Source organism: Massilia suwonensis (genome assembly GCF_042655665.1).
In the GTDB taxonomy this organism is placed as follows: Bacteria; Pseudomonadota; Gammaproteobacteria; order Burkholderiales; family Burkholderiaceae_D; genus Telluria; species Telluria suwonensis.
Genome location: NZ_JBHSMR010000013.1, coordinates 1414076 through 1440096, shown reverse-complemented (window position 1 = coordinate 1440096; position 26021 = coordinate 1414076). Strand labels below are relative to the sequence as shown.

Genomic DNA, 26021 nt, shown 5'->3' with positions numbered 1-26021 from the left:
CCGCGCTCACAGCGCAAACAGGATATCGCTGATGCGCTCGTAGACCGGTTCGGCCGGCGGCCCCTTGTTCGGCCAGTTCAGGATGTCGAAGTGGTCGTAGCCGCGATAATTCCCCAGGAAATTCCAGGTACCCGGCAGCGGCGTGCCGTCGAAGTCGCGCACCGGATGGCCGGCGGGCGCGCGCATGCTGCTGGTGTTGACCACGCCGTCGTTGGCGAACCAGGCGGCGTCGACCCGAACCCGCCCGGGCGCATCCTGGGTATAGCCGCCCATCCCGTGCTGCAGCATCGAGGGCACGATCCATTCCCCGGCATAGGTCTTGTAGTAGGCGAACATGTCATTGCGCGGGTACTGGTAACGGCGGTTCTGGAGCGGCGCGATGCGGCGGTCGGTGTCGTTGCAGCAGGGCGCGCCGGCTTCGGTCGCAACCGTGCCGACCGAAAAATAATAGACCCCGGGCGAGGTGCGGGCCCAGGCATTGAAGCTGCGCGCGCCGTCGGGGGCCAGTTCCCAGTTGGCGAGATCGGCCAGCAGCCAGTCGCGCAGGGGCGATTGCAGTTCGGGCAGGATGTCGAGCACGGCGTCGCGCAGGGTGGTGCCGTTGTGCGGCGCCGAGATCGTGGTGACGCTGCGGATCCAGCCGAGCTTGCCGCCGCGGTAGAGCTCGCCATCGCCGGCCTGCTGATCGCCGTGTTCCAGCAGTTCGACCAGGGCGCGGATCGTGGTGCCGCCCTGGCTGTGGCCGATCATGTGCAGCGGGTGCGCCGCATCCCATGCCGGATACAGCGCGGGCGGATAGCCCATTGGATTGTTCGCCGGGTCGGCCGCCCAGCACTGGACCGCCTTGTCGGCCGTGCCGGTGGCGCGGCGGCGCGGCCCGTAGTCGACGCAGCCGCCCTTGAGCTGCGCATACAGCTCGGCCGCGCGCTCGCGGTTGCTGGCGATGGCGCCGACGGTGGCGGTGAAGACCGTATGCGGGCCGCGGTAGCTGCGCAGGTGGGCGGCCAGGTCGCCGTAGCCGCCCCAGTAAAGGTAGCCGCTGCGCGGGAACTGGTCGGGACCGAAGCCGAGGAAGCCGTGTACCAGCACGATGGGATTGTCGTTGGCGGCGCGCGCCGTGCCCGTCAACTGGGCCAGCGTCAGAAGGAGCGCAGCAAGGAAAATCCGGTACGGGCGCGGCATGAAGCTCTCCGGGAGGTCGAAGGCTTCATTGTCGGAGGCTGGAAAAGGCTGAGGTTTGCGCCAGATCGAGCGTGCGCAAGAACGAAGCCGGCGGCGCAACAGGAAGGTGCGCCGCCGGCTTGACGAGATGAATCAGTTTGCTGCGGGAACTGCTTTGGCAGCAGGAACGGGCTGGCGTGCCCCGGTACTGCCCACCGCACCCGGCGCATTCGCGTCGGCCGGCGCCGCGATCGAGGCGGTCATGCTGGCCTTCTCGGCGGCGTCGACGCGGTTGCCATTCCACACCACGTAGTCGTCGATCGAATACAGCTTGCAGGGCTCGCTGCTCTTGGCCGAGCAGGTGGCCAGGGCGCGCGCTTCCGGCGACTCGCCTTCCTCGGCCCAGGTCCAGGCACCCGATGGCGACACGGCAAAGGCGCGCGGCGTCATCTTGGTCAGGTAGTCGGCGTAGGCGCGGCGTCCGTTTTCCGAGAGGAAGGGCACGGCCTCGACGTCGTCGACCTTGGCAAAATCGGTACGCGCGGGCAGCGGCGGCGCCGGCACGTCGTACAGCACCTCGGTCGGCATGCCGACGTTCTTCAGGAAGCGCATCGTGTCGTTCAGCCAGATCTTCTCGCCGTCGCGGCTGGCCAGCATGCCGTGGGCGTCGCGCTTGAACGACGGGAACTCGATCAGGCGCGCCTTGCCGCCGGCCTGGGCATAGGCTTCGTGCAGGCGGTTGGCCAGGTCCGGGCCGAACAGCGAATCGTTCTCGCCATACATCCACAGGCTCGGCACTTTGCTGTTGGCGCCGTATTCGGCGAAGGCCGACACCAGGGCCGAGCGCCAGGCGCAGCGGTCGCTGTCGTCGCGCAGGCCGCCTGCGAAATTGATCAGGCCGCGCACGCCAGGAAGCTGCTGCGTGCCCAGCGCCATCGTCGCCAGGCCGCCATAGGACTGGCCGGCCACCACGATATGGTCCTTGTCGATCCAGGACTGGCTGCGCGCATACTCGAGCGTCGAGCGGATGTCCTCGGCCTGCAGGTAGCCGTTGGCCGTCATGTCGCAGCCGCGGTCGCGGTAGCGCCCGGTCGAATTGGCGAAGCCCTGGCGCATCGGCACCATCACGGCGTAGCCGCGTTTCACGAAGGCGGTCGCCATATGATAGAAGCGGTCGCGCGGCTGGGCGCTCGGACGGCCCGGGTCCTTGCCGTGGTTGATCACCAGCAGCGGGAAGGGACCGGGACCGTTCGGACGGAACACGGTCGTCTCCAGCATCGCGCGGTTCTCGTAGCCGGCCGGCACCTGCACGATCTGTTCGTTCATGCGGTAGTCGAGCTCGAGTTCCTGCTCGATGGCGATGCCTGGCAACATGGCCAGGCCGGCGAGCAGGGCGGCGGTGATCTTGCGGACAGCGGGACGAACTTTGAACATGGGCGACTCTGAAATGCCTGCCGGTGCGACAGAATTGCTTGAAGGAATAAATTGATTCTAGGCACCTAGAAACGCGAGGGCAATATCCGTTTCGGCAATTCCAGAGTTAAATTTTCGTGTGTGGTAAAGATGCTCAGATACATCAACAATGAAAGCTGCCACTGTTGCGCTTGTGGCCTCGAGAAGCGTGATTGAACGAGAAAGATTGCCGCTTTGATAGCGGTAAAATCGACGCGGTCTTGTCACTTATTTATGAGTGACTTGGCGGCAAGGCGGCGCGACCCGCCAGGCACTTTCACTAGAATGGCTGCGGCAGTTCCCAACCAATCACGAGGAGAACGACATGGTGAAAGTGGCGGTAATCGTGGGCAGCACCCGTCCAGGACGCAAGGCACTCGACGTGGCACGCTGGGTGATGGAGACGGCGGGCAAGCGCAGCGATGCGCAGTTCGAACTGGTCGATATCCAGGATTTCAACTTGCCCCTGCTTGACGAGCCGGTGCCGCCCTCGATGGGTCAGTACTCGCAGCCGCACACGATCGCCTGGGCCGAGAAAATTGCGCAGTACGATGGTTTCGTTTTCGTCACGCCCGAGTACAACCACGGCACTTCGGGCGCGCTGAAGAACGCCATCGACTTCCTCTATAAAGAGTGGAACAACAAGGCGGCCGGCTTTGTCGGCTACGGCAGCGCGGGCGGGGCGCGCGCGATCGAGAGCCTGCGCCTGGTGATGGGCGAACTGATGGTGGCCGACGTGCGAGCCCAGGTGATGCTGTCGCTGTTCACCGACTTCGAGAATTTCGCGACCTTCAAGCCGGCCGCGCACCACACGGGATCGGTGAATGCCATGCTCGACCAGGTGGTGGCCTGGAGCGGGGCGCTGGCGCCGCTGCGCAAGAGCGCCTAGCGTTACAATCGGCGCCTGTTTCCTTTTGCATGCGCCGATGTCTTCCCTGATTTCCTCCCGCCGCGCCAGCTGCGCGGCCTGCCTGCGCGCCCAGTCGGCCTGCATCTGCGCCTGGGTGCGCCCGGTCGATGCGTCGTCCTCGCTATTGATCCTGCAGCATCCGCTGGAGGTGGCGAACGCCAAGAACAGCGCGCGCCTGCTGCACCTGTGCGTGGCCGGCAGCGCGCTGGCGGTGGGGGAGCAGTTCGATCCGGCCGAACTCGACGCGCTGCTGCATGCCGATGGGCGCACGCCGCTGCTGCTGTATCCCGAGACGCCGGGCGTCGCTGCAGTCGCGGCGGGCGAACTGCCGCCGGCGGAGCAGCTGCGCCTGGTCGTGCTCGACGCCACCTGGCGCAAGAGCCGCAAGATGCTGCACCTGAACCCGGCCCTGCAGGCCTTGCCGCGCCTGGCGCTCTCGAGCATGCCGGCCTCGAACTACCGCATCCGCAAGGCCCATGCGCCGGACCAGCTGTCGAGCCTGGAGGCCGCCGCCTACGCGCTGGGCCAGCTCGGCGGCGACATGGCGCAAGTCGCGCCCCTGTTCGATGCGTTTGACGGATTCGTGCAACAGCAAGCCGATTTCGTGCCCCTGGACCGTCCGCACACACGACACGCTTGAGTTCACACCCGGAGCGGCGTACCATACTGTATAAACATACAGTATCGAGGTGCCCAAGTGGAACTGCGCGAACGAACAATTGACCGGGAATACAGTGCCGAGCAGCCCATCGTGGCCGCACGTCCGCTCGTGGCGGCACGCGGGCGCGGTGCGGTATCGAATATCCAGGGCCGCTACGAAGTCAACGGCCGCGAAGGCTTCGACGACGGCTGGGAAGCCGGCATCGCCATCGAGGGCGCGCCGCGCTTCAAGACCCAGGTCACGGACGAGATCGCAAAAAGCATCCTGTCGCGCAATGCCTCGCCCGACATTCCCTTCAAGGTTTCGCTGAATCCCTACCGCGGCTGCGAGCACGGCTGCATTTATTGCTTCGCGCGGCCGACGCACAGCTACCTCGGCCTGTCGCCCGGCCTCGACTTCGAGACCCAGCTATTTGCCAAGGTCAACGCGGCCGAGTTGCTGCGGCGCGAGCTGGCCAAGCCCGGCTATCGACCCGAACACATCGCCATCGGCGTGAATACCGACGCTTATCAACCCTGCGAGCGCGACAAGCGCCTGACGCGCCAGGTGCTCGAGGTGCTGAGCGAGTGCAATCACCCGGTCGGCATGATCACCAAGTCCTCGCTGATCGAGCGCGATATCGACTTGCTGGCCCCGATGGCGGCCAAGGGACTGGCCTGCGCCGCGATTACCCTCACCACGCTCGACTCCGAAATCTCGCGCACCCTGGAGCCGCGCGCCGCCGCCCCGGCACGGCGCCTGCGTACCATCCGCACGCTGACCGAAGCCGGCATTCCGGTCAGCGTCAGCGTGGCGCCGATCATCCCTTTTGTGACCGAGCCTGAAATCGAACGCATCCTGGAAGCGGCGCGCGACGCGGGCGCCGTCAGCGCGCACTACACCGTGCTGCGGCTGCCCTTCGAGGTCAATCCCTTGTTCCAGGAATGGCTCGAAACCCATTTCCCCGAGCGGGCCCAGCGCGTGATGAACCGCGTGCGCGAGATGCGCGGCGGGAAGGATTACGACAGCGACTGGGGCAAGCGCATGAGCGGGGAGGGCGTCTGGGCCGATTTGATCCGCCAGCGTTTCACCAAGACTGTCGAACGCATGGGGCTGGGCAAGCTGAGCAACCGCTTCGACCGGCTCGACACATCGCAGTTCCGGCGGCCGCTGGTGGTGCCGGCGGCGGTGGGCAAGGCGAGCGCGAAGGGGGCAGGGCAGCTGGATCTGTTCTGAGAAGCAAGGCCGGCGCGAGAGGGTGCAACTCCGCGCACGGTCAGTGGGTCCAAGGTGTGCAAACCAGGAGACCGCCATGCCGAACAAACCTCAACCCGCACCGCGTCCCCCGAATGGTCCGAGTACGACCGGCAAACCTTCTGGCAAGGGACGAGGAAACAATCCTCCCGGCCAGGGTGGTCCGCGCAAGCGCAGGCGCTGAGCCCGCAGGGCGCGGGATATGATCGGGACTATTGGCCCAGGCAGATGATCTTGGTCGCGTATTCTTTCGCGTTACTCTTCTTGCTCGCGGCCCAGTCGATGACTTCCTGGGCCTCGGCCACGGTCATGACGGTGGCCTTGTCCTTGTTCTTAATGAAAGAAACGCCTTCGAACTTGCCTTCCTTGCTGCGCATGACCTTGGCGAACACGGGCGGTTTGGTGCCGCCGTCGGCAAGCTTGTTTTGTTGGACGAGGTAACGCTGATCCTTGGTTTCCATAGAGGCAGATAGAGAAGTGAATGCAGACCGCATTCTACGGCCTCGGGCCATGCAAGCGGCAAACCATGCCGCGAGGATTCAGTTGCCGGCCAGCTCGAGCAGATGCCGTTCGATGTCGAACACGTGCGCGTCGGTCTTGCCGAGCGCACGCAAGGCCCGGGCCAGTTCCAGCAGATATTCGCTGTTCGGCCCGCTCGGTCCGCGCGCGGCCGCAATGTGCTGCGCAATCTCGCGCTCGGTCGCCGGCCCCAGGTAGGCCGCGTTCTCGTGGGTCGCGATGTAGACCAGTCCCTCCACGCTGCCGCCCTCGTCGAAGGCGATGTCGATCGCCAGGCGCAGGTAGCCGTTCTTTTCGCGGTGGTCGAGGTGGGCGAATTCCTCCGGGGTCACCAGGTAGGCCATGCCGTGGCAAACGGCGCCGGTCTCCGGCACCAGGGTCACGACGCGGCCGGGCGCGGTCTCGGTGCCGCGGTGGTCGTGCGAACCCTGCCAGAAGCGGCGGGTCCAGCCGGCGATGCTGGCCGGGCGCCGTTCGAGATAGGGGAAATCGGCCTTGAAGATCAGCGAACCGTAGCCGAACAGCCAGACCTGGTGGTGGCCGTCGAATTTGTCCATGCGCTGGTTGATCGCGATGGTGTTGTGGGACATCCGTGCAGCTCCGCAGAAAATACCGATTCTAGCCCGGCGTCGCCGACGGTGCAGGCTCAGGCCGCTTGCGCGCGCGCCGCGCTGCGCTTGGCATCCACATACGGAAACAGGAAATCGATGAAGCTCTGCGCGGCGGGAGAGAGCGAACGCCCGGCGCGGGTGTAGACGAAGAAACGCCGCGTCAAGCGCGGCGCTTCCAGCGGGCGCATGTGCAGCTTGTACAGCTGGACCAGCGGCTCGGCGTAGGGCAGGCAGACGGTAATGCCGAGTCCGGCGCTGACCATCGCCAGGGCCGTCGTCATGAAGGTCACCTCGTTCGCCGGTTTCAGGGAAACGTCGCGCAGCATGGCGCCCATGTCGGCCTGCAGGCGCTCCGTGAACTGGCCTTGCAGCGAAATGAAGGGGTAGCGGGCGAGGTCCTGCCAGGTGACCTGCTCCCGGCTTTCCAATGGATGGCCCTGCGGGAAGACCAGCGAGAAGGGCATTTCGAACAGTTCGCGCGTTTCCAGCTGCGGCGCCGGATCGCGTTCGGGACCGATGCCGAAATCGGATTCGCCCGAGAGCACCCGTGCGATCACGTGCTCGACCGCGCTGTCGGCGACGCGCACGTCGATGTCCGGCTGCTGGCTACGGTAGGCGGCCACCGCTTCCGGCACCAGCGTGCAGCACATCAATTGCGGCGCGGCGATGCGGACCACGCCCTTGCGCAGCTGCGTGTGGTCCGCCACGTTCGCCAGCGCACCGTCGAGATCATCGATCATCTGGCTAAATAGCGGGTACAGCTCGCGGCCGATGTCCGTCAATACGATACGGCGCGTCGAGCGGTCGACCACGCGCGCCCCCAGGGTCTGCTCGAGCTCCTTGATGAGCCCGGACAAGGCCGACTGCGTCACGTGCATGGCCGCCGCCGCTGCCGTGAAATTGCCCGTCTTGGCGAGTGCCACGAGGGCGCGCATCTGGCGTAGGGTCGGATTCATAAGATAGTCTGATAAATCAGGCAGAAAATATTGTTTGTATGATAGTTCAAATTGTTTTTTAATGGCGGCAACTCACTGCACAGAACGAAGGATTTCGCCATGAAACTCGCCACCCTCAAGACCGGCGGCCGCGACGGTACGCTGGTCGTCGTCAGCCGCGACCTGGTCACCTGCCAGGCTGTGCCGAAAATCGCACGCACCCTGCAATGCGCGCTCGACGACTGGGACGCGGTCGCGCCGCGCCTGCAGGCCGTGTATGACAAGCTCAACCAGGGCAGCGCCGACCAGGCCGAATCCTTCATCGAGATGGATTGCCACTCGCCGCTGCCGCGCGCCTATCAGTGGGCCGACGGCTCGGCCTACATCAACCACGTCGAGCTGGTGAGAAAAGCGCGCAACGCCGAGGTGCCGGCCTCCTTCTACACCGACCCGCTGATGTACCAGGGCGGCGGCGATTCCTTCATCGGCCCCAACGATCCGATCGCCGTGATGAGCGAGGACTGGGGCGTGGACCTGGAAGCGGAAGTCGCGGTCGTCACCGGCGACGTGCCGATGGGCGCCAGCGTGGACGAGGCCGCCAAGGCGATCCGCCTGGTCATGCTGGTCAACGACGTGTCCCTGCGCAACCTGATCCCGAACGAACTGGCCAAGGGCTTCGGTTTCTACCAGTCGAAGCCGGCCAGCGCCTTTTCGCCGGTAGCGGTCACGCCGGACGAGCTGGGCGAGGCCTGGGCTGACTCCAAGCTGCACCTGCCGCTGCTGGTCTCGATCAACCGCGAGCCTTTCGGCAAGCCGAATGCGGGCGAAGACATGACCTTCAGCTTCGCGCAGCTGATCAGTCACGCGGCCAAGACGCGCGAACTGTGCGCCGGCAGCATCATCGGCTCCGGCACGGTGTCCAATAAACAGGGGAACCTGCATGGTTCCAGCATCGCCAACGGCGGCGTCGGCTACTGCTGCCTGGCCGAAGTGCGGATGTATGAAACCATCGAGCACGGCAAGGCTCAAACCCCATTCCTGCGCTTCGGCGACAGCGTGCGCATCGAAATGCTGGACCGTGAGGGCGCCAGCATCTTCGGCGCCATCGATCACGAAGTCGCGCACTACCACGGGAGAAAAGAATGAAGCTTTATACCTATTTCCGCAGCTCGGCCGCCTACCGCGTGCGCATCGCCCTGAACCTGAAGGGCCTGGGCTACGACGCCATTCCCGTGCACCTGCTCAAGGATGGCGGCCAGCAGCGCCAGGAAGAATACCGCAGCATCAATCCGAGCGGCCTGGTGCCGACTTTCCAGGACGAGCGCATCACGCTGACCCAGTCGATGGCCATCATCGAATACCTGGAAGAGCGCTTCCCGGCCGTCCCGCTGCTGCCGCAGGATGCCCCGGGCCGCGCCAAGGTGCGCGAGCTGGCGCAGATCATCGCCTGCGACATCCACCCGCTGAACAACCTGCGCGTGCTGAAGCACCTGGTGCACGAACTGAAGCTGAGCGAAGCGCAGAAGACGGAGTGGGTGCGCCACTGGATCCGCGAAGGCCTGTCCGGCCTCGAGAACCACCTGGCGCGCGACCCGGCCGCCGGCCCGTTCTGCCACGGCCCTTCGCCGACGATCGCCGACTGCTTCCTGGTGCCGCAGGTCTTCAACGCCCAGCGCTTCGAGATCGACATGAGCGCCTACCCGAACATCGCGCGCATCAACGCGCAGTGCATCGAGCTGCCGGCCTTCGTGGCGGCGCATCCGTCGAAGCAGCCGGACGCGGAGTAAGCGCTCAGGAAAGCCCTTAGTGCCGGGTCGCCGAGCGGTCCGGCTCCGACGGCGTCGAGATTTCGTCCAGCGTACGGTCGACGTCGGCCGAATGCTTGGTCGCCACGTCGCCCAGCGATACGATGCCGATCACCTTCTGCGAGCCTTCGTCGACGACGGGAATGCGGCGGATCTGCACGTCGCCCATCTGGCCCAGCACCTCATCGACGCTCTGGCCGGCGGTGCAGGTGCGCACGTCGGTGCTCATCACGTCGGTGACCCGGGTCGAGACGGGATTCTGGCCGGCGGCGACCGAACGCACGGCGATGTCGCGGTCGGTGATCATGCCGACCAGCTTGTCGCCTTCGAGCACGGGAATGGCGCCCACGTTCAGTTCGTCCATCAATTGCGCTGCGCGCTGCACGCTTTCCTGCGGCGAAATCGTCTGCACGTCGCGCGTCATGATGTCTTGGATGGTTTGCATGTTCGGTCTCCTGTTCTGGTTAAGCGGGCGACAAATATGCCTCGATTCCTGAAACCGCTACGCCAGCTTGACGCGCGGCACGCTGGCACCCGCTGCGCATGGGCTGGGCTACAATTCCGCCTCATTTTCGCGACATCGAGCCCATGACCGATTCCCCGATTCCCGAGGTAATGATCGATGCCCTCGATCTTGCCGACGCCTCTTGGCGTCCCCATCTGTTGCGCGGCCTGGAAGCGGTCGCGCGCGCCAATCCCGGCTACCTGCCGGCGCTTGCCATCGATGAGTACCTGCCGACGCAAGGCCGCCTGTTCGCCGCCTTCGCCCAGCCATTGGGGAAGGTGCGCTACGTGCTGGTGGGGGAGGGGCCGTATCCACGCGCGGAAAGTGCGACCGGGGTCTGCTTCATGGATGGCGCCGTCGGCGAGCTGTGGAGCGAGGCGGGGCTGTCGAAGCCCGTCAACCGGGCGACCTCGCTGCGTAACTTCATGAAGATGCTGCTGGTGGCGGATGGGCAGTTGCAGCAGGACGATACCGGCGGGGCGGCGATGGCGCCGGTGGCCGCTGCCGCCGGCTCGAACGGATCGATTCGGACACTGGCGCAGTTGCAGGACAACCTGACGTCGCACGGCTTCCTGCTGCTGAATGCGGCGCTGGTGTTTCGCAAGCACGTGGCGCCCGCGATCGATGCGCGTGGGTGGTTGCCCTTTTTGCAGACAGTGTTGGCGGTGCTGGCGGAGCAGCCGCATACGCCGACGCTGGTGTTGTGGGGCAAGATTGCGGAGCAGTTGAGGAAGCTTCCGGAGACGGAGCGCTTGCCGCAGGTGTATGCGGAGCATCCGTATAACCTGAGCTTTATCGGGCATCAGGGGATGCAGCGGCTGTTCGGTCCGATGGAATTATTGCGGGCGCGAGAGTAGAGAGGTCGCGTATCGACGCGTGGAGTGCGCGAGCGTCGCGTCGATGCACGCCGAAGGGTGGAGCACTCCACCCTACGTACCGGGGTCCTCGTAAGGTGGGCGGATCCCCCGCCCACGCGGTGATACGTGCCTTTCGAACTCTCGAAAACGCCCCGCCAGCCACCCGGCCATTTTTGGGCCCGCCAAGACAAGCCCCCCGGAATTTGCTATACTTGACTAAATCGTTCAACTAATCCGGTCTTTATGCTTCAGCATGAGAGACCTGATAAAAATGAACAAGAGCAATATTTTAACATTACCGGGGTTGTGATGCGTCTGACCACCAAAGGCCGTTTTGCTGTCACTGCGATGATCGATCTTGCCCTGCGCCAGGGCACGGGGCCGGTCACGCTGTCGGGCATCAGCCAGCGCCAGGCCATTTCGCTGTCCTACCTGGAGCAGCTGTTCGGCAAGCTGCGCCGCCACGAGATCGTCGAATCGATCCGCGGGCCGGGCGGCGGCTACAGCCTGGCGCGTCCGGCGGAAAAGGTGACGGTGGCCGACATCATCATCGCCGTCGACGAGCCGCTCGACGCCACCCAATGCGGCGGCAAGGAAAACTGCCACGGGTCCGACGCCGCCAGCGGCATCCGCTGCATGACGCACGACCTGTGGACCACGCTGAACGCCAAGATGGTCGACTACCTGGACTCGGTCTCGCTGCAAGACCTGGTCGACCAGCAAAAGCAGAAAGAACAGAACGTCGTCGTGGTGCACCGCACTGCGGCCGCCCCCGCAAAAATTGAAGCATGACTGGAGTGAACTGATGAACGCGCCTTTGGACAAAAAAATCGAGCAGAGCTTTGTGACTGCGCCACATTTCCCGGTCTACATGGACTACTCGGCAACCACGCCGATCGATCCGCGCGTGGCCGACAAGATGATTCCCTTCCTGCGCGAGCAGTTCGGCAATCCGGCGTCGCGCAGCCACATGTACGGCTGGTCGGCCGAGGCTGCCGTCGAAGAGGCGCGTGGCCACGTCGCAGCCCTGGTCGGTGCCGATCCGCGCGAAATCATCTGGACCTCCGGCGCGACCGAATCGAACAACCTGGCGCTGAAGGGCGCGGCCCAGTTCTACAAGACCAAGGGCAAGCACATCATCACGGTGAAGACCGAGCACAAGGCCGTGCTCGACACCGTGCGCGAACTGGAACGCCAGGGTTTCGAAGCGACCTATCTCGAGCCGCAGGACAACGGCCTGATCACCGTCGAGCAGCTGGAAGCGGCGATCCGTCCTGACACCATCCTGGTCTCGGTCATGCTGGTGAATAACGAGATCGGCGTGATCCAGCCGATCGACGCCATCGGCGAACTGTGCCGCTCGAAGGGCATCATCTTCCACTGCGACGCCGCCCAGGCGACCGGCAAGGTCCACATCGACCTGAACAAGACCAAGTGCGACCTGATGACCTTCACCGCGCACAAGACTTACGGTCCGAAGGGCATCGGCGCCCTCTACGTGCGCCGCAAGCCGCGCGTGCGCCTGGAAGCGCAGATGCACGGCGGTGGCCACGAGCGCGGCCTGCGTTCGGGCACGCTGCCGACCCACCAGATCGCCGGCATGGGCGAGGCCTTCCGCATCGCCAAGGAAGAGATGGACGCCGAGATCGTGCGCATCACCGCGCTGCGCGACCGCCTGGCCAAGGGCCTGATGGAGATCGAAGAGGTCTACATCAACGGCGACATGACCAACCGCGTGCCGCACAATCTGAACGTCTCGTTCAACTACGTCGAAGGCGAGTCGCTGATCATGGCGATCAAGGACATCGCCGTGTCGTCCGGTTCGGCCTGCACCTCGGCCTCGCTGGAACCGTCCTACGTGCTGCGCGCCCTGGGCCGCAGCGACGAACTGGCGCACAGCTCGATCCGCTTCACCATCGGCCGCTTCACGACCGAGGAAGACATCGACTTCACGATCGAACTCTTGAAGTCGAAGGTCGGCAAGCTGCGCGAACTGTCGCCGCTGTGGGACATGTTCAAGGAAGGGATCGACCTGAATTCGATCCAATGGGCCGCACACTAAATTACTGAGAATTCAAGGAGCACTACCATGGCATATTCGGACAAAGTACTCGACCACTACGAGAATCCACGCAACGTCGGCGCCTTCGACAAGGGCGACGAGTCGATCGGCACCGGCATGGTCGGCGCACCGGCCTGCGGCGACGTGATGAAGCTGCAGATCAAGGTGAACGAGCAGGGCCTGATCGAAGACGCGAAGTTCAAGACCTATGGCTGCGGTTCGGCCATCGCCTCGAGCTCGCTGGTGACCGAGTGGGTCAAGGGTAAAACCCTGGACCAGGCACTGGCCATCAAGAACACGCAGATCGCCGAAGAACTGGCGCTGCCGCCGGTGAAGATCCACTGTTCGATCCTGGCCGAAGACGCGATCAAGGCCGCCGTCGCCGACTACAAGACCAAGCACGCAACCGCCTAAGTAAGAACCCAAGCTGGAGAAGAAACGCATGGCAATCACACTGACCGAAAAAGCGGCGAAGCACATCAACCGCTACATCGAGCGTCGCGGCAAGGGCCTCGGGCTGCGTTTCGGCGTGCGCACCACCGGCTGCTCCGGCCTGGCCTACAAGCTGGAGTACGTCGACGAAGCGGCGGCCGAGGACAACGTCTTCGAATCGCATGGCGTGAAGGTCTTCGTCGACCCGAAAAGCCTGCCTTACATCGACGGCACCGAACTCGATTTCGCCCGCGAGGGACTGAACGAAGGCTTCCGCTTCAACAACCCGAACGTCAAGGACAATTGCGGTTGCGGCGAGAGCTTCCGTATCTAAGCCTGAGATGCAGAATCACTTCGAGCTCTTCGGCCTGCCGGCCCGCTTCGACGTCGACATGAGCGCACTCGACGCGGCCTACCGCGAGGTCCAGGGCCGCGTCCACCCGGACCGCTTCGTCAACGCGACCGGCGCCGAGCAGCGCGTCGCCATGCAATGGGCCACGCGCGCCAACGAAGCCTATCAAACGCTGAAGCACCCGCAGAAACGCGCGCAGTACCTGTGCGAACTGAATGGCGTCGACCTGCAGACGGAATCGAACACGGCGATGCCGATGGACTTCCTGATGCAGCAGATGGAATGGCGCGAGGCGCTGGGCGACGCCCGTGCGGCAAAGGACGCCGATGCGCTCGATGCGCTCGACAAGGACGTGCGCATGGAACGCAAGGCGCTGCTGGAGCGGGTAGGGGAGCAGCTCGACGCCGGCGACTTCCAGAAAGCCGCCGAAGGCGTCCGCGCCCTGATGTTCCTCGACAAATTCGGCGAAGAAGTACAGTACGCCTACGAAGCGGTCGAAGGTTAAATCACCGGCGTGGTATGCCGGAGGAACGTAAGGTGGGCGGCTTTGCCGCCCACGCGTTCAACCAGCGTCTGAACGTAGGGGTGGGCGCCCCGTGCCCACCGTTCAACGCACCACACAATAACAACCAGGTAACACGAACATGGCACTTTTGCAGATCTCCGAACCCGGCATGTCCACCGCCCCGCACCAGCACCGCCTGGCCGTCGGCATCGACCTGGGCACCACCAATTCGCTCGTCGCCACCGTGCGCAGCGGGATTCCAGAAGTGCTCAGCGACGAGGACGGCCGCGCGCTGCTGCCATCGGTCGTGCGTTACCTCCCCAACGGCCACGCCCACATCGGCCGCAAGGCGCAAGCCCAGCGCACGACCGACCCGAAGAACACCATCGTCTCGGTGAAGCGCTTCATGGGCCGCGGCCTGAAGGACATCGCCCACGCCGAAAACCTCCCATACGACTTCGTCGACGGCGAAGGCATGGTGCAAATCCGCACCGTGGCCGGCGTGAAGAGCCCGGTCGAGACCTCGGCGCAAATCCTTGCGACCCTGCGCCAGCTGGCCGAAGACTCCCTCGGCGACGACCTGGTCGGCGCCGTGATCACCGTGCCCGCCTACTTCGACGACGCCCAGCGCCAGGCGACGAAAGACGCCGCCCAGCTGGCCGGCCTGAACGTGCTGCGCCTGCTGTCGGAACCGACCGCCGCGGCGATCGCCTATGGCCTCGACCACGGCTCGGAAGGCGTCTACGCCGTCTACGATCTGGGCGGCGGCACCTTCGACATCTCGATCCTGAAGCTCTCGAAAGGCGTCTTCGAAGTCCTGTCCACCGGCGGCGACTCGGCCCTGGGCGGCGACGACTTCGACCACCGCCTGTTCTGCTGGATCACCGAGCAGGCCAAGCTGTCGCCGCTGTCGGAAGAAGACACGGCTACCCTGATGGTGAAAGCGCGCCAGGCCAAGGAACTGCTGTCGACCAACGACGAAACGACGGTCGACGCCGTCCTGAACTCGGGCGAACTGGTGCACGTGAACGTCACGGCGCAGACCTTCGCCGAGATCACGAAGCACCTGGTCGCGAAGACCATGAACGCCATCCGCAAGGCCATGCGCGACGCCAACGTGAGCGTCGAAGACGTGGACGGCGTGGTGATGGTCGGCGGCGCGACGCGCATGCCGCACGTGCGCCGTACCGTGTCCGAGTTCTTCCATACCATCCCGCACGCGAACATCGACCCGGACAAGGTAGTGGCGCTGGGCGCCGCCATCCAGGCCAACCTGCTGGCGGGTAACCGCGCCGCCGGCGACGACTGGCTGCTGCTGGACGTGACGCCGCTCTCGCTCGGCATCGAGACCATGGGCGGGCTGGTGGAAAAAATCATCCCGCGCAATTCGACGATTCCTTGCGCGCGCGCCCAGGAATTCACGACGTTTAAAGATGGCCAGACCGCGCTGGCGGTGCACGTGGTGCAGGGCGAGCGCGAGCTGGTGTCGGACTGCCGCTCGCTGGCGCGCTTCGAGCTGCGCGGCATTCCGCCGATGGCGGCCGGTGCGGCGCGCATCCGCGTGACCTACCAGGTCGATGCCGACGGCCTGTTGTCGGTCTCGGCGCGCGAGACGCGTTCGGGCGTGGAAGCCTCGATCACGGTGAAGCCATCCTACGGCCTGGCCGACGACGAAGTGGCACGCATGCTGCAGGATTCGTACAGCTCGGCGCAGGTCGACATGCAGATGCGCGCGCTGCGCGAAGAGCAGGTCGAGGCCGACCGCATCCTGCTGGCGACGCAGTCGGCGCTGGACAGCGATGCCGGGCTGCTCGATGCGGCCGAGCAGGAATCGGTGGCGTCGCTGCTGCAGGGCGTGCGTGATGCGATCGCGTATTCGAACGATGCGGCGATCGAGCCGGGCCTGCGCCAGAATGCCGTGCACGACGCGGTGCAGGCGCTCGCGCACGGTACCGAAGAATTTGCCGCGCGCCGCATGGACAAGAGCGTGCGCCAGGCGCTGGCCGGCAAGTCGCTGGACGAAGTGTGATGTAGGGTGGGCGCCCCGTGCCCACCATGGGGCCGCACGCAGACAGTATAAATAATTGAAGAGGTTATAAAGTGCCACAAATCGTCATCCTGCCCCACCCGGTCTTCTGCCCCGACGGCGCCGTCCTGGAAGCACCAAGCGGCAAATCCGTCTGCGACGTCATGCTGGAAAACGACATCGAGATCGAACACGCCTGCGACCGCGTCTGCGCCTGCACCACCTGCCACGTGATCGTGCGCGAAGGCTTCGACTCGCTGAACGAGCAGGAAGAAAAAGAAGAAGACATGCTCGACAAGGCCTGGGGCCTGGAGCCGAATTCGCGCCTGTCCTGCCAGGCCATCGTGGCCGACGAGGACCTCGTGGTCGAGATCCCGAAGTACACGATCAACCACGCAGCCGAAAAGAACCACTAACGGGGACTGCCATGAAGTGGACCGACGTGACCGAGATCGCCGAAGCACTGTACGAACAGTACCCGGACGTAGACCCAGGCACGGTGCGCTTCGTGGACCTGCACAACTGGGTCGTCGAACTCGAAGGCTTCGACGACGACCGCACGCGCGGCGGCGAGCGCGTACTGGAAGCCATTCAGGCAGCATGGATCGATGAAGCACGCTAAGCAAACGAATATCAAGGCCCCGGCAGCGCCGGAGCTGCCGCCAGAGGTACGTCCCGGACAGTCGATCGAACTGCTCAAGGAACTGCACATCCTCACGCGCGACGCGAAACTCAACCAGGACAGCCGCAGGAAGCTGAAGCAGGTCTACCACCTGATCAACTTCATCGAGCCTTTGGTGAACGACGTGCGCGCGGAGAAGGGCGCCGTCTCGCTGGTCGACCATGGCGCCGGCAAGTCCTACCTCGGCTTCATCCTGTACGACCTGTTTTTCAAGGGCCTGCAGGACGCCTCGCACATCTACGGCATCGAAACGCGCGACGAGCTGGTCGCGAAATCGACCGAACTGGCGGCCCGCCTGGGTTTCGACAACATGTCCTTCCTGCCGCTGTCGGTGGCGGAATCGACCACATCCGACAAGCTTCCCGAGACGATCGACATCGTCACCGCGCTGCACGCCTGTAACACGGCCACCGATGACGCCATCGACTTCGCGCTGAAGAAGAAGGCGAAGCACATGGTGCTGGTGCCGTGCTGCCAGGCGGAAGTCGCCTCGGTCCTGCGCAAGAACAAGGGCCGCGACCTGAAAAGCCCGCTGACCGAAATCTGGCGCCGCCCGATCCACACGCGCGAATTCGGCAGCCAGGTGACCAACGTGCTGCGCTGCCTGCAGCTGGAAGCGCACGGCTACGAAGTGACCGTCACCGAACTGGTGGGCTGGGAGCACTCGATGAAAAACGAGCTGATCGTGGCCACCTATAAAAACCTGCCGCGCCGCCGTCCGGGCGAGCGCCTGCAGGAAGTGCTGTCCACGCTGGGCCTGGAAGAGATGGGCCAGCGTTTTTATTCCTCGCAAGCTGACGCCGTAACCAACGACTGAGACAAATGAGCGAAAACATGAAGTGGATCGACCTGCGTAGCGACACCGTCACCCAACCGTCGAACGCCATGCGCGCCGCGATGGCCGCCGCCGAAGTCGGCGACGACGTGTATGCCGACGACCCGACCGTGAACCGCCTGCAGGACTACGCGGCCGATTTGTTCGGCTACGAAGCCGGCATGTTCGCGCCGAGCGGCACGCAAACCAACCTGATCGCGCTGATGACGCACTGCGGCCGCGGCGACGAATACCTGGTCGGCCAGGAAGCGCACACCTACAAGTACGAAGGCGGCGGCGCTGCGGTGCTGGGCTCGATCCAGCCGCAGCCGATCGCGAACCAGGCGGACGGCAGCATCGCATTGGCCGACATCGAGGCCTACATCAAGCCCGACGACATGCACTTCGCGCGTACCCGCCTGCTGGCGCTGGAAAACACGATCGGCGGCCGCGTGCTGGGCCAGGACTACATCGCTGCCGCGACTTCGCTGGCGCATGCGAAAGGCCTGGCGACGCACCTCGACGGCGCGCGCGTCGCCAACGCGGCGGTGAAACAAAACATCAGCCTGCGCGAAGTGGTGAAAGGCTTCGATACGGTCTCGGTCTGCCTGTCGAAGGGCCTGGGCGCGCCGGTCGGTTCGGTGCTGCTGGGACCGAAGGCCTTTATCGAGCAGGGCAAGCGCTGGCGCAAGATGCTGGGCGGCGGCATGCGCCAGGCCGGCGTGTTGGCGGCAGCGGCGCATCACGCGCTCGAGCACAACGTGCAGCGCCTGGCGGAAGACCACGAGAACGCGGCCGTGCTGGCACGCGGCCTGGCCGAGATCGATGCTCTGAGCGTCGGCACCCCGCAGACCAACATCTTCTGGATGGACATCCCGGCGGCCGGCTGCGCACCGCTGAGCGCCCATCTGGCCGGGCAGGGCATCCGCGCCTCGATCGGCCCGCGCACGCGCCTGGTGACCCACCTGGATATCGCGCGCGCCGACGTCGACAAGGTCGTCGCGGCTTTCAAGACCTTCTTCCAGGACTGGCGCGCCTGATGAGTGAAGACGGAATCCGCCTGGCCAAGCGTGTGGCCGAACTGGCAGGCTGTTCGCGCGCGGAGGCCGAGCGCTACATCGCGAATGGCGGCGTCAGCGTCGACGGCGCCGTGGTCGAAGATCCCGCCACGCGGGTGACGCCGGCGCAGGCCGTCGTGCTGCTGCCGGGCGCCAGTTCGCAGGAGGCGCCGCCGGTGACCATCCTGCTGCACAAGCCGTCCGGGATGAATTCGGGCGTCGGTGTGCGCGGTGCGAATGCGCTGGAGTGTCTCTCAGCCGATACGCTTGTGTCAGGACATGGGCAGCCACGCTTCCTGAAACGACACCTGGCGCGCCTGACCTTGTGCACGCCGCTGGAGACCGATGCCAGCGGGCTGCTGGTCTACTCGCAGGACTTCCGCGTCGTGCGCAAGCTGCTGGACGATGGCGAGCGGGTCGAGCACGAGTATGTGGTCGATGTGTCGGGCGGGATCCAGGAGGGCGGGCTGGCGCTGCTGAACCATGGTTTGACGTTCAATGGCAAGCCGGTCAATCCGATGAAGGTCAGCTGGCAGAGCGAAGGGCGGCTGCGCTTTGCGGCCAAGGGCGTGCGGCCCGGGCAGATCGAGCACATGTGCGCGGCGGTGGGTCTCACCGTGACCGACATCAAGCGCTTGCGGGTGGGCCGGATGTCGATGGGTGGGTTGCCGGTGGGGCAGTGGCGCTATCTGACGGACTACGAACGCTTCTGAGGTTTGCCTGGGCCCTACCGCGCGGGCATGGAATGCCCACCCTACGAACGGCAAACGTACGAAACGCGTGGAGTCGGGACTCCACCCTGCGTATAGCCACGAATCGTAGGGTGGAGTCCCGACTCCACGCGTTTACAGCGCCAAAAAGCCTGTTACTTCTTCTTCCCCACCTTCGGCAACGCAATCAAGCGCGTCCCCGCAATCCGGTCATGCAGGAACTGCCGGTCCTTGTCCAGAAACGCCGTCAGCCCCCAGGCGATCAAGCCCAGCACCAGCACGAGCGCCCATTCCTTGAAATGGTGCAGGTCCATCAAGCCGCCAATCAACAGCGCCGGCGCGAACCAGCCCCAGGCCAGCAAGTAGCGCACCGCCGCATTCCTGAACGGCACCTTCGACGAACCCACCTTCACCACCTTGATCCGCCAGGTCTTCATCGCCAGCGTAAACCCGCTCCCGCTCCATGCATGCACGAAATAGGCCGCCGTCACCAGGAACAGGAACACCATCAACCCGGCGCGATAAGCCGGTTCCTGCCGATTCCCGGTCACGAAGATGTAGATGAACACCGCCAGCGCCTCCACCGCGATCAGGAGAAAGGCTTCATAAACCATCGCAATGAAGCGGCGCTTGACGGTCGGGGTGCCGATGAGGGGAGCTGCAGAAGCGTTATCCGTTTGCATTCGAAGGCGTGGGCGCGGCTAGAGGTTGGGTGGCGGGAGCAGCCGGTGCGGGTGCGGCGGCCGGCGGCGGCGTCGGTACGGGAGCCGGCACAGGCGCCGGCTGGGTAATTGCCGGCGCGGTCGGGATTGCCGCAGGCGGCTCGAGCGAAATGCAGGAAGCGCCGCGGCGCGTGGTGCCGGCCGGGCAGCTGGTCGGCGTGACGATCATGTTGCTGGCGGCGGCCGGGCTGTTGGCGGGGGCCGCGTTCTTGCGCGCCGCCGCCAGGCGCTGCTTCTCGCCGGGCGTGAGCTGCTTGTAGCTTTCCCACGTGGCGGCCTTGTCGCCCGGTGCCAGCTTGCGCGCCTTGTTGTAGTTCTCGCGCGCCAGGTTGCGCTGTTCGGGCGTCAGGCGCATCCACTGGCGCATGCGTTCGTGCACGCGGCCTTGTTCGGTCGGGTTCATCGAGGCGAAGCGGCGCGACATCTCCAGCCATTTCTTCTTGCGCACCCCGTCCATCGCGTCCCATTCCGGATGCAGGGGTTCGAGCGCGGCCTGCTGGGCCGGCGAGAGTTCGCGCCACAGGGGCTTGTCAAGGGCGCGTGCGTTCTTGATGGCGGCGTTGCCGGGCGCATTCGCGGAAGCGCTCCGTGCCGGTGCGCCGGCAGGGCCCGCGTCATCGGCGTACTGCCAGATGGCCCAGGCCGCCAGGCCGGCCAGCAGCGCCGCCACCGCGGCGATCCAGCCGAGGCGGCGGGGCTTGGAAGGAGGTGTCCTCATTGCTGGCGCTGTTGCGACTCCAGGTAGGCATTGAAGCCATGGTCGAGGTAGGCCGTCAGCGGCAGTTCGTCGGCCAGCACGGCGGCGTCGAGCTCGGCCAGTTCGGCGATGCGCTGCTGCTGTTCATACTGGTACAGCCCGCCCAGGCCGACGACCAGCGCCAGCAGGGGAATGGCCACGCCGAGGCGTCCGAGGCCGGCGCCGGAGAAATGGAAGTCGACATCGAAGAAGCGGCGGCTCTTGCGCGGCTGCTGGACCGGCGCGTCGGCCTTCTTGCGCGACAGCGCGATGGCGCGCGCGGCGGCCAGGCGCTCGGTGGTCGAAGCCGGCAGCGCGTCGAGGTTGTCGTTCAGGGCGTGGCGTATCTTGTACGCCAGGTTGATGTCGTCGGTATTCATAGTTGTATTCCCTTGGCCCGCAGGGCGTCGGCTAGGGCGTGCGTCGCGCGGGAGCAGTGCGTCTTGACGCTACCCTCCGAGCATCCCATCGCCGCGGCCGTCTCGGCCACGTCCATATCCTGCCAGTAACGCATAAGGAAGGCTTCGCGTTGACGCGCCGGGAGCTTTTGTATCTCCGCTTCGATCAGCTGCAAGGTTTGTGCACGTTCTGCCTGGTCCATCGTGGACTCGGCCGCGGCCGAACCTTCCTCCGCTTCATACGCTTCGAGTATATCAAAGTCCTCATCGCTTCCTTCCCGCCGGCCGAGGCCAGAGAAGAGGCTGACCCAGGTGTTGCGCACCTTTTCGCGGCGGAAGTAATCGAGGATGGTGGTCTGCAGGATGCGCTGGAACAGCATCGGCAGTTCGGCGGCAGGCTTGTCGCCGTATTTCTCGGCGAGCTTGATCATCGCGTCCTGCACGATGTCGAGCGCCGCCTCGTCCTTGCGCACCGCGTACACGGCCTGCTTGAACGCCCGCCGCTCGACATTCTCGAGGAAGTCGCCTAGTTCTTTGTCTGTCGCCATGCGATGAGGAGGGTGATGCGCGCGGGTACTTGGCCCATGCTTTATGGAAAACCCACGAATCCTAGCAAAAATACACGCGGTATGCATCGTAATTGCTCAGTGTCGCGCCTGCCGCGGCAGCGAAGTTTCAAAAATCATATGTCGATCCTCGAAATCATTCGTTGTCGCCAGGGTAGCGGCTGGCTAACCTGAACCCACGATTGACTCAGCTTAGCTACCATGCCTCTCGATAACGCCGCCCGCCAGGATTTCGACATCCGGCCCCTGAACGCCCCGCTCGGCGCCGAAGTGCTCGGCCTCGACCTGTCCCGCCCGCTCGGCACCGCCGACCTCGCTCGCGTCCACCGCGCCCACCTCGACCACCACGTGCTGGTCTTCCGCGACACCCGCATCACCCCGGCCCAGCAGGTGGAATTCTCGCGCCGCTTCGGCGAGCTGCAGATCCACGTGCTGCGCCAGTTCCAGCTGCCGACCCAGCCGGAAGTGCTGGTCATCTCCAACATCCGCGAGAACGGCCAGCCGATCGGCCTGGGCGACGCCGGCCACTACTGGCATTCCGACCTGTCCTATAAAGCCGTACCCAGCCTGGGTTCGATGCTGCACGCGCAGGAATTGCCGGAAGAGGGCGGCGACACCCTGTTCGCCAACCAGCACCTGGCCTGGGACACGCTGGCGCCCGAGCTGCAGCGCGAAGTCGAACACCTGCAGGCCGAGCACAGCTACCTGGCGCGCTACGAAGACTTGCGCAAGCTAAATCCCTGGCGTCCGGCCCTGACCCAGGCCCAGATCGACGAAGTGGTGCCGGTGCGCCAGCCGGTGGTGCGCACCCATCCGGAGACGGGCCGCCGCGCGCTGTTCGTCAGCGAGCATTTCACCACCCGCATCCTCGACATTCCGGAGGTGCGCAGCCGCGAACTGCTCGATGCCCTGTTCGAGCATTCGACCAAACCCGAATTCATCTACCGCCACCAGTGGCGCCCGCACGACATGGTGTTCTGGGACAACCGCTCGCTGCTGCACCTGGCCGCCGGCTGCCCGGAAGACCAGCGTCGCAAGCTGTACCGCACCACGATCGCGGGCGACGTCCCGTTCTGAACCAGGAGAATCCATGAACATCAAGAATATCGCCGCTGCGCTGGTCGCAGCCTCCCTGGTCGCCGCCGTCCCCGCCGCGCACGCCGAAGGCAAGATCCGCATCGCCGAGCAGTTCGGCGTCGTCTACCTGCTGCTGAATGTGGCCCAGGACCAGAAGCTGATCGAAAAGCACGGCAAGAAGCAGGGCGTCGACATCGACGTCGACTGGGTCAAGCTCTCGGGCGGCGCGGCCGTCAACGATGCGCTGCTGTCCAATTCCGTGGACGTGGTCGGCGCCGGTCTCGGCCCTCTGATGACGATCTGGGACCGCACCGCTGGCCGCCAGAACGTGCGTGCTGTCGCCTCGCTCGGCAATTTTCCCTATTACCTGATCAGCACTAACCCGGCCGTGAAGTCGATCGCCGATTTCGGACCGAAGGACCGCATCGCGCTGCCCGCCGTGACTGTCTCGGTGCAGGCGCGCATCCTGCAGATGGCGTCCGCCAAACAATGGGGCCAGGGCCAGTTCAAGAAGCTCGATTCGTACACCCAGGCCGTGCCGCATCCGGACGCAGCCGCCGCCGTGATCGCCGGCGGCACCGAAATCAACGCCCACTTCGCCAATCCTCCCTTCCAGGAGCAGGAATTGGCCGGCAATCCAAAGGCGAAGATCGTGCTCGATTCCTATCAGGTGCTGGGCGGCCCGGCCTCGGCGACCGTGCTGTACGCCACCGAAAAGTATGTGAAGGAGAATCCGAAGACGTATAGGGCCTTCCTCGACGCCCTGGTGGAGGCGGCGCAGCTGGCCTCGACCAATCCGGAAGCGGCGGCCGACGCCTACCTGCGCGTGAACAAGGGCAATATCGACCGCGCGCTCCTGATCAAGGTGATCAAGGATCCGAAGGTGCAGTTCAAGGTGGCGCCGCAAAATACGCTGGGCCTGGCGCAATTCCTGCACGAGGTCGGGGCGATCAAGAAGAAGCCGGAGAGCTGGAAAGACTACTTTTTCGAGCATCCGGCGCTGGCCTCGGGGAGCTGACATGAATGCCCCACCATTACAGGTCGTGCCGCCCACGGGCCCGCTGCTGCGCGCCGAGCACGTGACCATCGAATACAAGGGCGTGCAGGGCATCGTGCGCGCCACCGAGGACGTCAGCTTCGAGGTGCACCGGGGCGACCGCTTCGTGCTGCTCGGGCCTTCGGGCTGCGGCAAGTCGACCTTGTTGAAAGCGGTCGGCGGCTTCATCGCGCCGCGCGCCGGCAGCCTGCGCCTCGGCGGCAAGCCGATCACGGGGCCGGGGCCGGACCGCATCGTCGTGTTCCAGGAATTCGACCAGTTGCCGCCCTGGAAGACGGTGGAGAGCAACGTCATGTTTCCGCTGCTGGCGGGCGGCGTGAACAAGGCAGAGGCGCGCGAGCGCGCGCGCCACTGGCTGGGCAAGGTCGGGCTGGCGCGCTTTGCCGAAGCCTATCCGCACACGCTCTCGGGCGGGATGAAGGCGCGCGTCGCGATCGCGCGGGCACTGGCCATGCAGCCGGACATTCTCCTGATGGACGAACCCTTCGCGGCGCTCGACGCGCTCACCCGGCGCACCATGCAGGAACAGCTGCAGAGCCTGTGGGAAGAGATCGGTTTTACGATGCTGTTCGTGACCCACTCGATCGAGGAAGCGCTGGTGGTGGGTAACCGTATCCTCCTGCTGAGCCCTCATCCGGGCCGGGTGCGCGCGGAACTCAACAGCCACCAGTTCGATTTGAAGAGCGCGGGCAGTCCCGAGTTCCAGGCGGCGAACGAGCGCATTCACCGGCTGCTGTTCGGTGATGCTTCAGGCGTGGTTGCGCCGCGCGTCGCTCCCGCTCACACCGCCCTGCAGGTGCACGCATGAACGCGTTCAAGGATCCGCCGATTCGTCCCGAATACGAGCTGGCGCTGGCCTTGCCGCAGGCGGGCGGCACCTCGGCTGCGGAGCCGGCAGCGACGCGTCTCGATCTGACCTGGCTGCGCAAGGCCGGCATCCTGCTGGTGCTGGCCGCGATCTGGGAAGTGGTCGCGCGCTGGTACGACAACGACTTGCTGCTGCCTACTTTTGTGCAGACCGGCTGCGCCCTGGTTGAGGGACTGGCGTCGGGCGAGCTGTTCGGCTACATCGGCGTCTCGTTCGCAACCCTGCTGCAGGGCTATGCGATGGGCGTGGCCGGGGCATTCCTGCTGACCTGGCTGGCCGTGTCGAACCGCGTCGGGCGCGAACTGATCGAGACGCTGACCTCGATGTTCAATCCGCTGCCGGCGATCGCCCTGCTGCCGCTGGCGCTGCTGTGGTTCGGGCTCGGTAAAGGCAGCCTGATCATGGTGCTGATGCATTCGGTGCTGTGGCCGCTGACCTTGAATGCCTGCGCCGGTTTTCGCGCGGTGCCGGAGACGCTGCGCATGGCGGGGCGGAACTATGGGCTCGGGGGCTTGCGGCTGGTGCTGCAGATTTTGATTCCGGCGGCGTTGCCGGCGATTTTGTCGGGCTTGAAGATCGGCTGGGCGTTTGCTTGGCGCACGCTGATTGCGGCGGAACTGGTGTTCGGGACGACCTCGGGTCAGGGCGGGCTGGGGTGGTTTATTTTCCAGAGCCGCAATGAGTTGTTCACCGACAAGGTGTTTGCGGGGCTGGCAGCGGTGATCATTATCGGCTTGCTTGTCGAGCATGTCGTGTTCCAGACATTGGAGCGGGTGACCGTACGGAAGTGGGGGATGGAGCGGTAGTGGTACGCGACGGTACGAACGGCGGGCATGCCCGCCCTACGTTACGCTGCCGTAAGGCGGGCATGCCCGCCGTCACCGTCCGCACACCCGCACAACCGACCTCATCGCTGCACCGCACGATCTCCCGATAAATACGCACTGCAACGGTGCGTATTGTCTTTTCTATTTTTTATCTTGACCAAAATGGTGCAACGCAGTAAGGTGTTCCTCACGCTTTGCACCCCCGAAGCTTCAGAGTCAGTCAGACGCGCACACAAGGCCCGTTCGGCATGACACGCTTTCATTTGTAGGCAGTTTGCTCCAACCCGCGCCAAAAGCGCGAGAGATGCGTCGAGCCGCTACAGACACTCAGCCAAACGAGTTGCGTTCAGCGCTGTTCCGAAGGTATCTATTGATACCGGGAGTCCAGTGTGCGCGCAGAAAGAAGGGAAGCTGAAGGCGCTGTGGGGCAAATCGCACCTCGTTAGGAAAGAGCATCCGATCAATCTCCCTCTGGGTCTT

Annotated in this window: 31 protein-coding genes; 21 read left to right on the top strand and 10 right to left on the bottom strand. The window is 64.9% G+C overall.

Annotated elements, in window-relative coordinates; translation table 11 throughout:
- Window positions 1–6: 6 nt before the first annotated feature.
- Entirely contained in the window at window positions 7–1182 is a 1176-nt protein-coding gene (locus ACFPQ5_RS14515; protein ID WP_379756844.1) for an esterase/lipase family protein, read from the bottom strand.
- A gap of 132 nt (window positions 1183–1314) precedes the next feature.
- Window positions 1315–2595 carry a dienelactone hydrolase family protein gene (locus ACFPQ5_RS14510; protein ID WP_379756841.1) on the bottom strand — a complete coding sequence of 427 codons (1281 nt, stop codon included), beginning with the start codon at window positions 2593–2595 and terminating at the stop codon, window positions 1315–1317.
- Between the two features lie 343 nt (window positions 2596–2938).
- Here ACFPQ5_RS14510 and ACFPQ5_RS14505 point away from each other — a divergent pair, with 343 nt between their 5' ends.
- The 3 genes from ACFPQ5_RS14505 to ACFPQ5_RS14495 all read left to right on the top strand — a co-directional run bounded on the left by ACFPQ5_RS14505 (window position 2939) and on the right by ACFPQ5_RS14495 (window position 5399).
- A complete protein-coding gene (locus ACFPQ5_RS14505) occupies window positions 2939–3502 on the top strand; it encodes an NADPH-dependent FMN reductase (protein WP_379756838.1) in 564 nt (187 codons plus the stop codon).
- A 37-nt stretch (window positions 3503–3539) separates the two neighbouring features.
- Window positions 3540–4163, top strand: a complete 624-nt coding sequence (locus ACFPQ5_RS14500; RefSeq protein WP_379756835.1) for a tRNA-uridine aminocarboxypropyltransferase — start codon at window positions 3540–3542, stop codon at window positions 4161–4163.
- A gap of 108 nt (window positions 4164–4271) precedes the next feature.
- Window positions 4272–5399, top strand: a complete 1128-nt coding sequence (locus ACFPQ5_RS14495) for a PA0069 family radical SAM protein (protein ID WP_379760119.1) — start codon at window positions 4272–4274, stop codon at window positions 5397–5399.
- A gap of 230 nt (window positions 5400–5629) precedes the next feature.
- On the opposite strand, the gene ACFPQ5_RS14490 is transcribed toward ACFPQ5_RS14495, so the two are convergent.
- From ACFPQ5_RS14490 to ACFPQ5_RS14480, 3 genes are all read right to left on the bottom strand, one after another.
- Complete coding sequence (locus tag ACFPQ5_RS14490) at window positions 5630–5878, bottom strand: hypothetical protein (RefSeq protein WP_379756832.1); 249 nt, start codon at window positions 5876–5878, stop codon at window positions 5630–5632.
- Window positions 5879–5956: 78 nt separating this feature from the next.
- A complete protein-coding gene (locus ACFPQ5_RS14485; protein ID WP_379756829.1) occupies window positions 5957–6526 on the bottom strand; it encodes a gamma-glutamylcyclotransferase in 570 nt (189 codons plus the stop codon).
- 56 nt (window positions 6527–6582) lie between these two features.
- On the bottom strand, window positions 6583–7503 hold the full coding sequence (locus ACFPQ5_RS14480; protein ID WP_379756826.1) for a LysR family transcriptional regulator: 921 nt from the start codon (window positions 7501–7503) through the stop codon (window positions 6583–6585).
- A gap of 99 nt (window positions 7504–7602) precedes the next feature.
- Here ACFPQ5_RS14480 and ACFPQ5_RS14475 point away from each other — a divergent pair, with 99 nt between their 5' ends.
- Both ACFPQ5_RS14475 and maiA read left to right on the top strand, forming a co-directional pair.
- Complete coding sequence (locus ACFPQ5_RS14475) at window positions 7603–8628, top strand: fumarylacetoacetate hydrolase family protein (protein ID WP_379756822.1); 1026 nt, start codon at window positions 7603–7605, stop codon at window positions 8626–8628.
- Entirely contained in the window at window positions 8625–9269 is a 645-nt protein-coding gene (gene maiA / locus ACFPQ5_RS14470) for a maleylacetoacetate isomerase (protein WP_379756819.1), read from the top strand. Before ACFPQ5_RS14475 ends, maiA begins: the two co-directional genes overlap by 4 nt.
- Before the next feature lie 16 nt (window positions 9270–9285).
- Here maiA and ACFPQ5_RS14465 read toward each other — a convergent pair whose 3' ends face one another.
- Entirely contained in the window at window positions 9286–9732 is a 447-nt protein-coding gene (locus ACFPQ5_RS14465; protein ID WP_379756816.1) for a CBS domain-containing protein, read from the bottom strand.
- A 143-nt stretch (window positions 9733–9875) separates the two neighbouring features.
- Here ACFPQ5_RS14465 and ACFPQ5_RS14460 point away from each other — a divergent pair, with 143 nt between their 5' ends.
- From ACFPQ5_RS14460 to ACFPQ5_RS14405, 12 genes are all read left to right on the top strand, one after another.
- A complete protein-coding gene (locus ACFPQ5_RS14460; RefSeq protein WP_379756813.1) occupies window positions 9876–10649 on the top strand; it encodes a uracil-DNA glycosylase family protein in 774 nt (257 codons plus the stop codon).
- Between the two features lie 309 nt (window positions 10650–10958).
- Entirely contained in the window at window positions 10959–11441 is a 483-nt protein-coding gene (gene iscR, locus ACFPQ5_RS14455) for a Fe-S cluster assembly transcriptional regulator IscR (protein WP_379756810.1), read from the top strand.
- Window positions 11442–11454: 13 nt separating this feature from the next.
- Window positions 11455–12711, top strand: coding sequence for an IscS subfamily cysteine desulfurase (locus tag ACFPQ5_RS14450; protein WP_136218496.1), 1257 nt, complete (start codon window positions 11455–11457; stop codon window positions 12709–12711).
- A gap of 27 nt (window positions 12712–12738) precedes the next feature.
- Window positions 12739–13125: a Fe-S cluster assembly scaffold IscU gene (iscU, locus tag ACFPQ5_RS14445; RefSeq protein WP_056333406.1), complete on the top strand. Its 387-nt coding sequence runs from the start codon at window positions 12739–12741 to the stop codon at window positions 13123–13125.
- 28 nt (window positions 13126–13153) lie between these two features.
- Window positions 13154–13477, top strand: a complete 324-nt coding sequence (gene iscA, locus ACFPQ5_RS14440; protein ID WP_056333409.1) for an iron-sulfur cluster assembly protein IscA — start codon at window positions 13154–13156, stop codon at window positions 13475–13477.
- Between the two features lie 7 nt (window positions 13478–13484).
- Window positions 13485–14000, top strand: coding sequence for a Fe-S protein assembly co-chaperone HscB (gene hscB / locus ACFPQ5_RS14435; protein WP_379756805.1), 516 nt, complete (start codon window positions 13485–13487; stop codon window positions 13998–14000).
- 139 nt (window positions 14001–14139) lie between these two features.
- Window positions 14140–16029, top strand: coding sequence for a Fe-S protein assembly chaperone HscA (hscA, locus tag ACFPQ5_RS14430; RefSeq protein WP_379756802.1), 1890 nt, complete (start codon window positions 14140–14142; stop codon window positions 16027–16029).
- Between the two features lie 71 nt (window positions 16030–16100).
- Complete coding sequence (gene fdx / locus ACFPQ5_RS14425) at window positions 16101–16442, top strand: ISC system 2Fe-2S type ferredoxin (RefSeq protein ID WP_193684995.1); 342 nt, start codon at window positions 16101–16103, stop codon at window positions 16440–16442.
- An 11-nt stretch (window positions 16443–16453) separates the two neighbouring features.
- Window positions 16454–16648 carry a Fe-S cluster assembly protein IscX gene (gene iscX / locus ACFPQ5_RS14420; RefSeq protein WP_379756797.1) on the top strand — a complete coding sequence of 65 codons (195 nt, stop codon included), beginning with the start codon at window positions 16454–16456 and terminating at the stop codon, window positions 16646–16648.
- Window positions 16635–17525, top strand: a complete 891-nt coding sequence (locus ACFPQ5_RS14415) for a class I SAM-dependent methyltransferase (RefSeq protein ID WP_379756794.1) — start codon at window positions 16635–16637, stop codon at window positions 17523–17525. Before iscX ends, ACFPQ5_RS14415 begins: the two co-directional genes overlap by 14 nt.
- A 17-nt stretch (window positions 17526–17542) precedes the next feature.
- Window positions 17543–18562 (top strand): low-specificity L-threonine aldolase, encoded by a 1020-nt coding sequence (ltaE, locus tag ACFPQ5_RS14410; RefSeq protein WP_379756791.1) that lies wholly within the window; start codon window positions 17543–17545, stop codon window positions 18560–18562.
- The gene (locus ACFPQ5_RS14405) at window positions 18562–19293 is read left to right on the top strand and encodes an rRNA pseudouridine synthase (RefSeq protein WP_379756788.1); all 732 of its coding nucleotides are present in this window, start codon (window positions 18562–18564) and stop codon (window positions 19291–19293) included. The genes ltaE and ACFPQ5_RS14405 overlap by 1 nt, the downstream gene beginning before the upstream one ends.
- Before the next feature lie 152 nt (window positions 19294–19445).
- On the opposite strand, the gene ACFPQ5_RS14400 is transcribed toward ACFPQ5_RS14405, so the two are convergent.
- The 4 genes from ACFPQ5_RS14400 to ACFPQ5_RS14385 are packed head-to-tail and all read right to left on the bottom strand — an operon-like array spanning window position 19446 to window position 21694.
- Window positions 19446–19973, bottom strand: coding sequence for an RDD family protein (locus ACFPQ5_RS14400; protein WP_379756785.1), 528 nt, complete (start codon window positions 19971–19973; stop codon window positions 19446–19448).
- A complete protein-coding gene (locus ACFPQ5_RS14395) occupies window positions 19960–20730 on the bottom strand; it encodes a DUF3106 domain-containing protein (protein ID WP_379756782.1) in 771 nt (256 codons plus the stop codon). Before ACFPQ5_RS14395 ends, ACFPQ5_RS14400 begins: the two co-directional genes overlap by 14 nt.
- Window positions 20727–21128, bottom strand: a complete 402-nt coding sequence (locus ACFPQ5_RS14390; protein ID WP_379756779.1) for a DUF3619 family protein — start codon at window positions 21126–21128, stop codon at window positions 20727–20729. Before ACFPQ5_RS14390 ends, ACFPQ5_RS14395 begins: the two co-directional genes overlap by 4 nt.
- Window positions 21125–21694, bottom strand: a complete 570-nt coding sequence (locus tag ACFPQ5_RS14385) for an RNA polymerase sigma factor (RefSeq protein ID WP_379756777.1) — start codon at window positions 21692–21694, stop codon at window positions 21125–21127. Before ACFPQ5_RS14385 ends, ACFPQ5_RS14390 begins: the two co-directional genes overlap by 4 nt.
- A gap of 219 nt (window positions 21695–21913) precedes the next feature.
- Here ACFPQ5_RS14385 and ACFPQ5_RS14380 point away from each other — a divergent pair, with 219 nt between their 5' ends.
- The 4 genes from ACFPQ5_RS14380 to ACFPQ5_RS14365 are packed head-to-tail and all read left to right on the top strand — an operon-like array spanning window position 21914 to window position 25520.
- Entirely contained in the window at window positions 21914–22789 is an 876-nt protein-coding gene (locus ACFPQ5_RS14380) for a TauD/TfdA dioxygenase family protein (RefSeq protein WP_379756774.1), read from the top strand.
- Between the two features lie 13 nt (window positions 22790–22802).
- A complete protein-coding gene (locus ACFPQ5_RS14375) occupies window positions 22803–23807 on the top strand; it encodes an ABC transporter substrate-binding protein (protein ID WP_379756770.1) in 1005 nt (334 codons plus the stop codon).
- Between the two features lies 1 nt (window position 23808).
- Window positions 23809–24654 (top strand): ABC transporter ATP-binding protein, encoded by an 846-nt coding sequence (locus ACFPQ5_RS14370; protein ID WP_379756767.1) that lies wholly within the window; start codon window positions 23809–23811, stop codon window positions 24652–24654.
- Entirely contained in the window at window positions 24651–25520 is an 870-nt protein-coding gene (locus ACFPQ5_RS14365; protein WP_379756763.1) for an ABC transporter permease, read from the top strand. The genes ACFPQ5_RS14370 and ACFPQ5_RS14365 overlap by 4 nt, the downstream gene beginning before the upstream one ends.
- The last annotated feature ends 501 nt before the right edge of the window (window positions 25521–26021 follow it).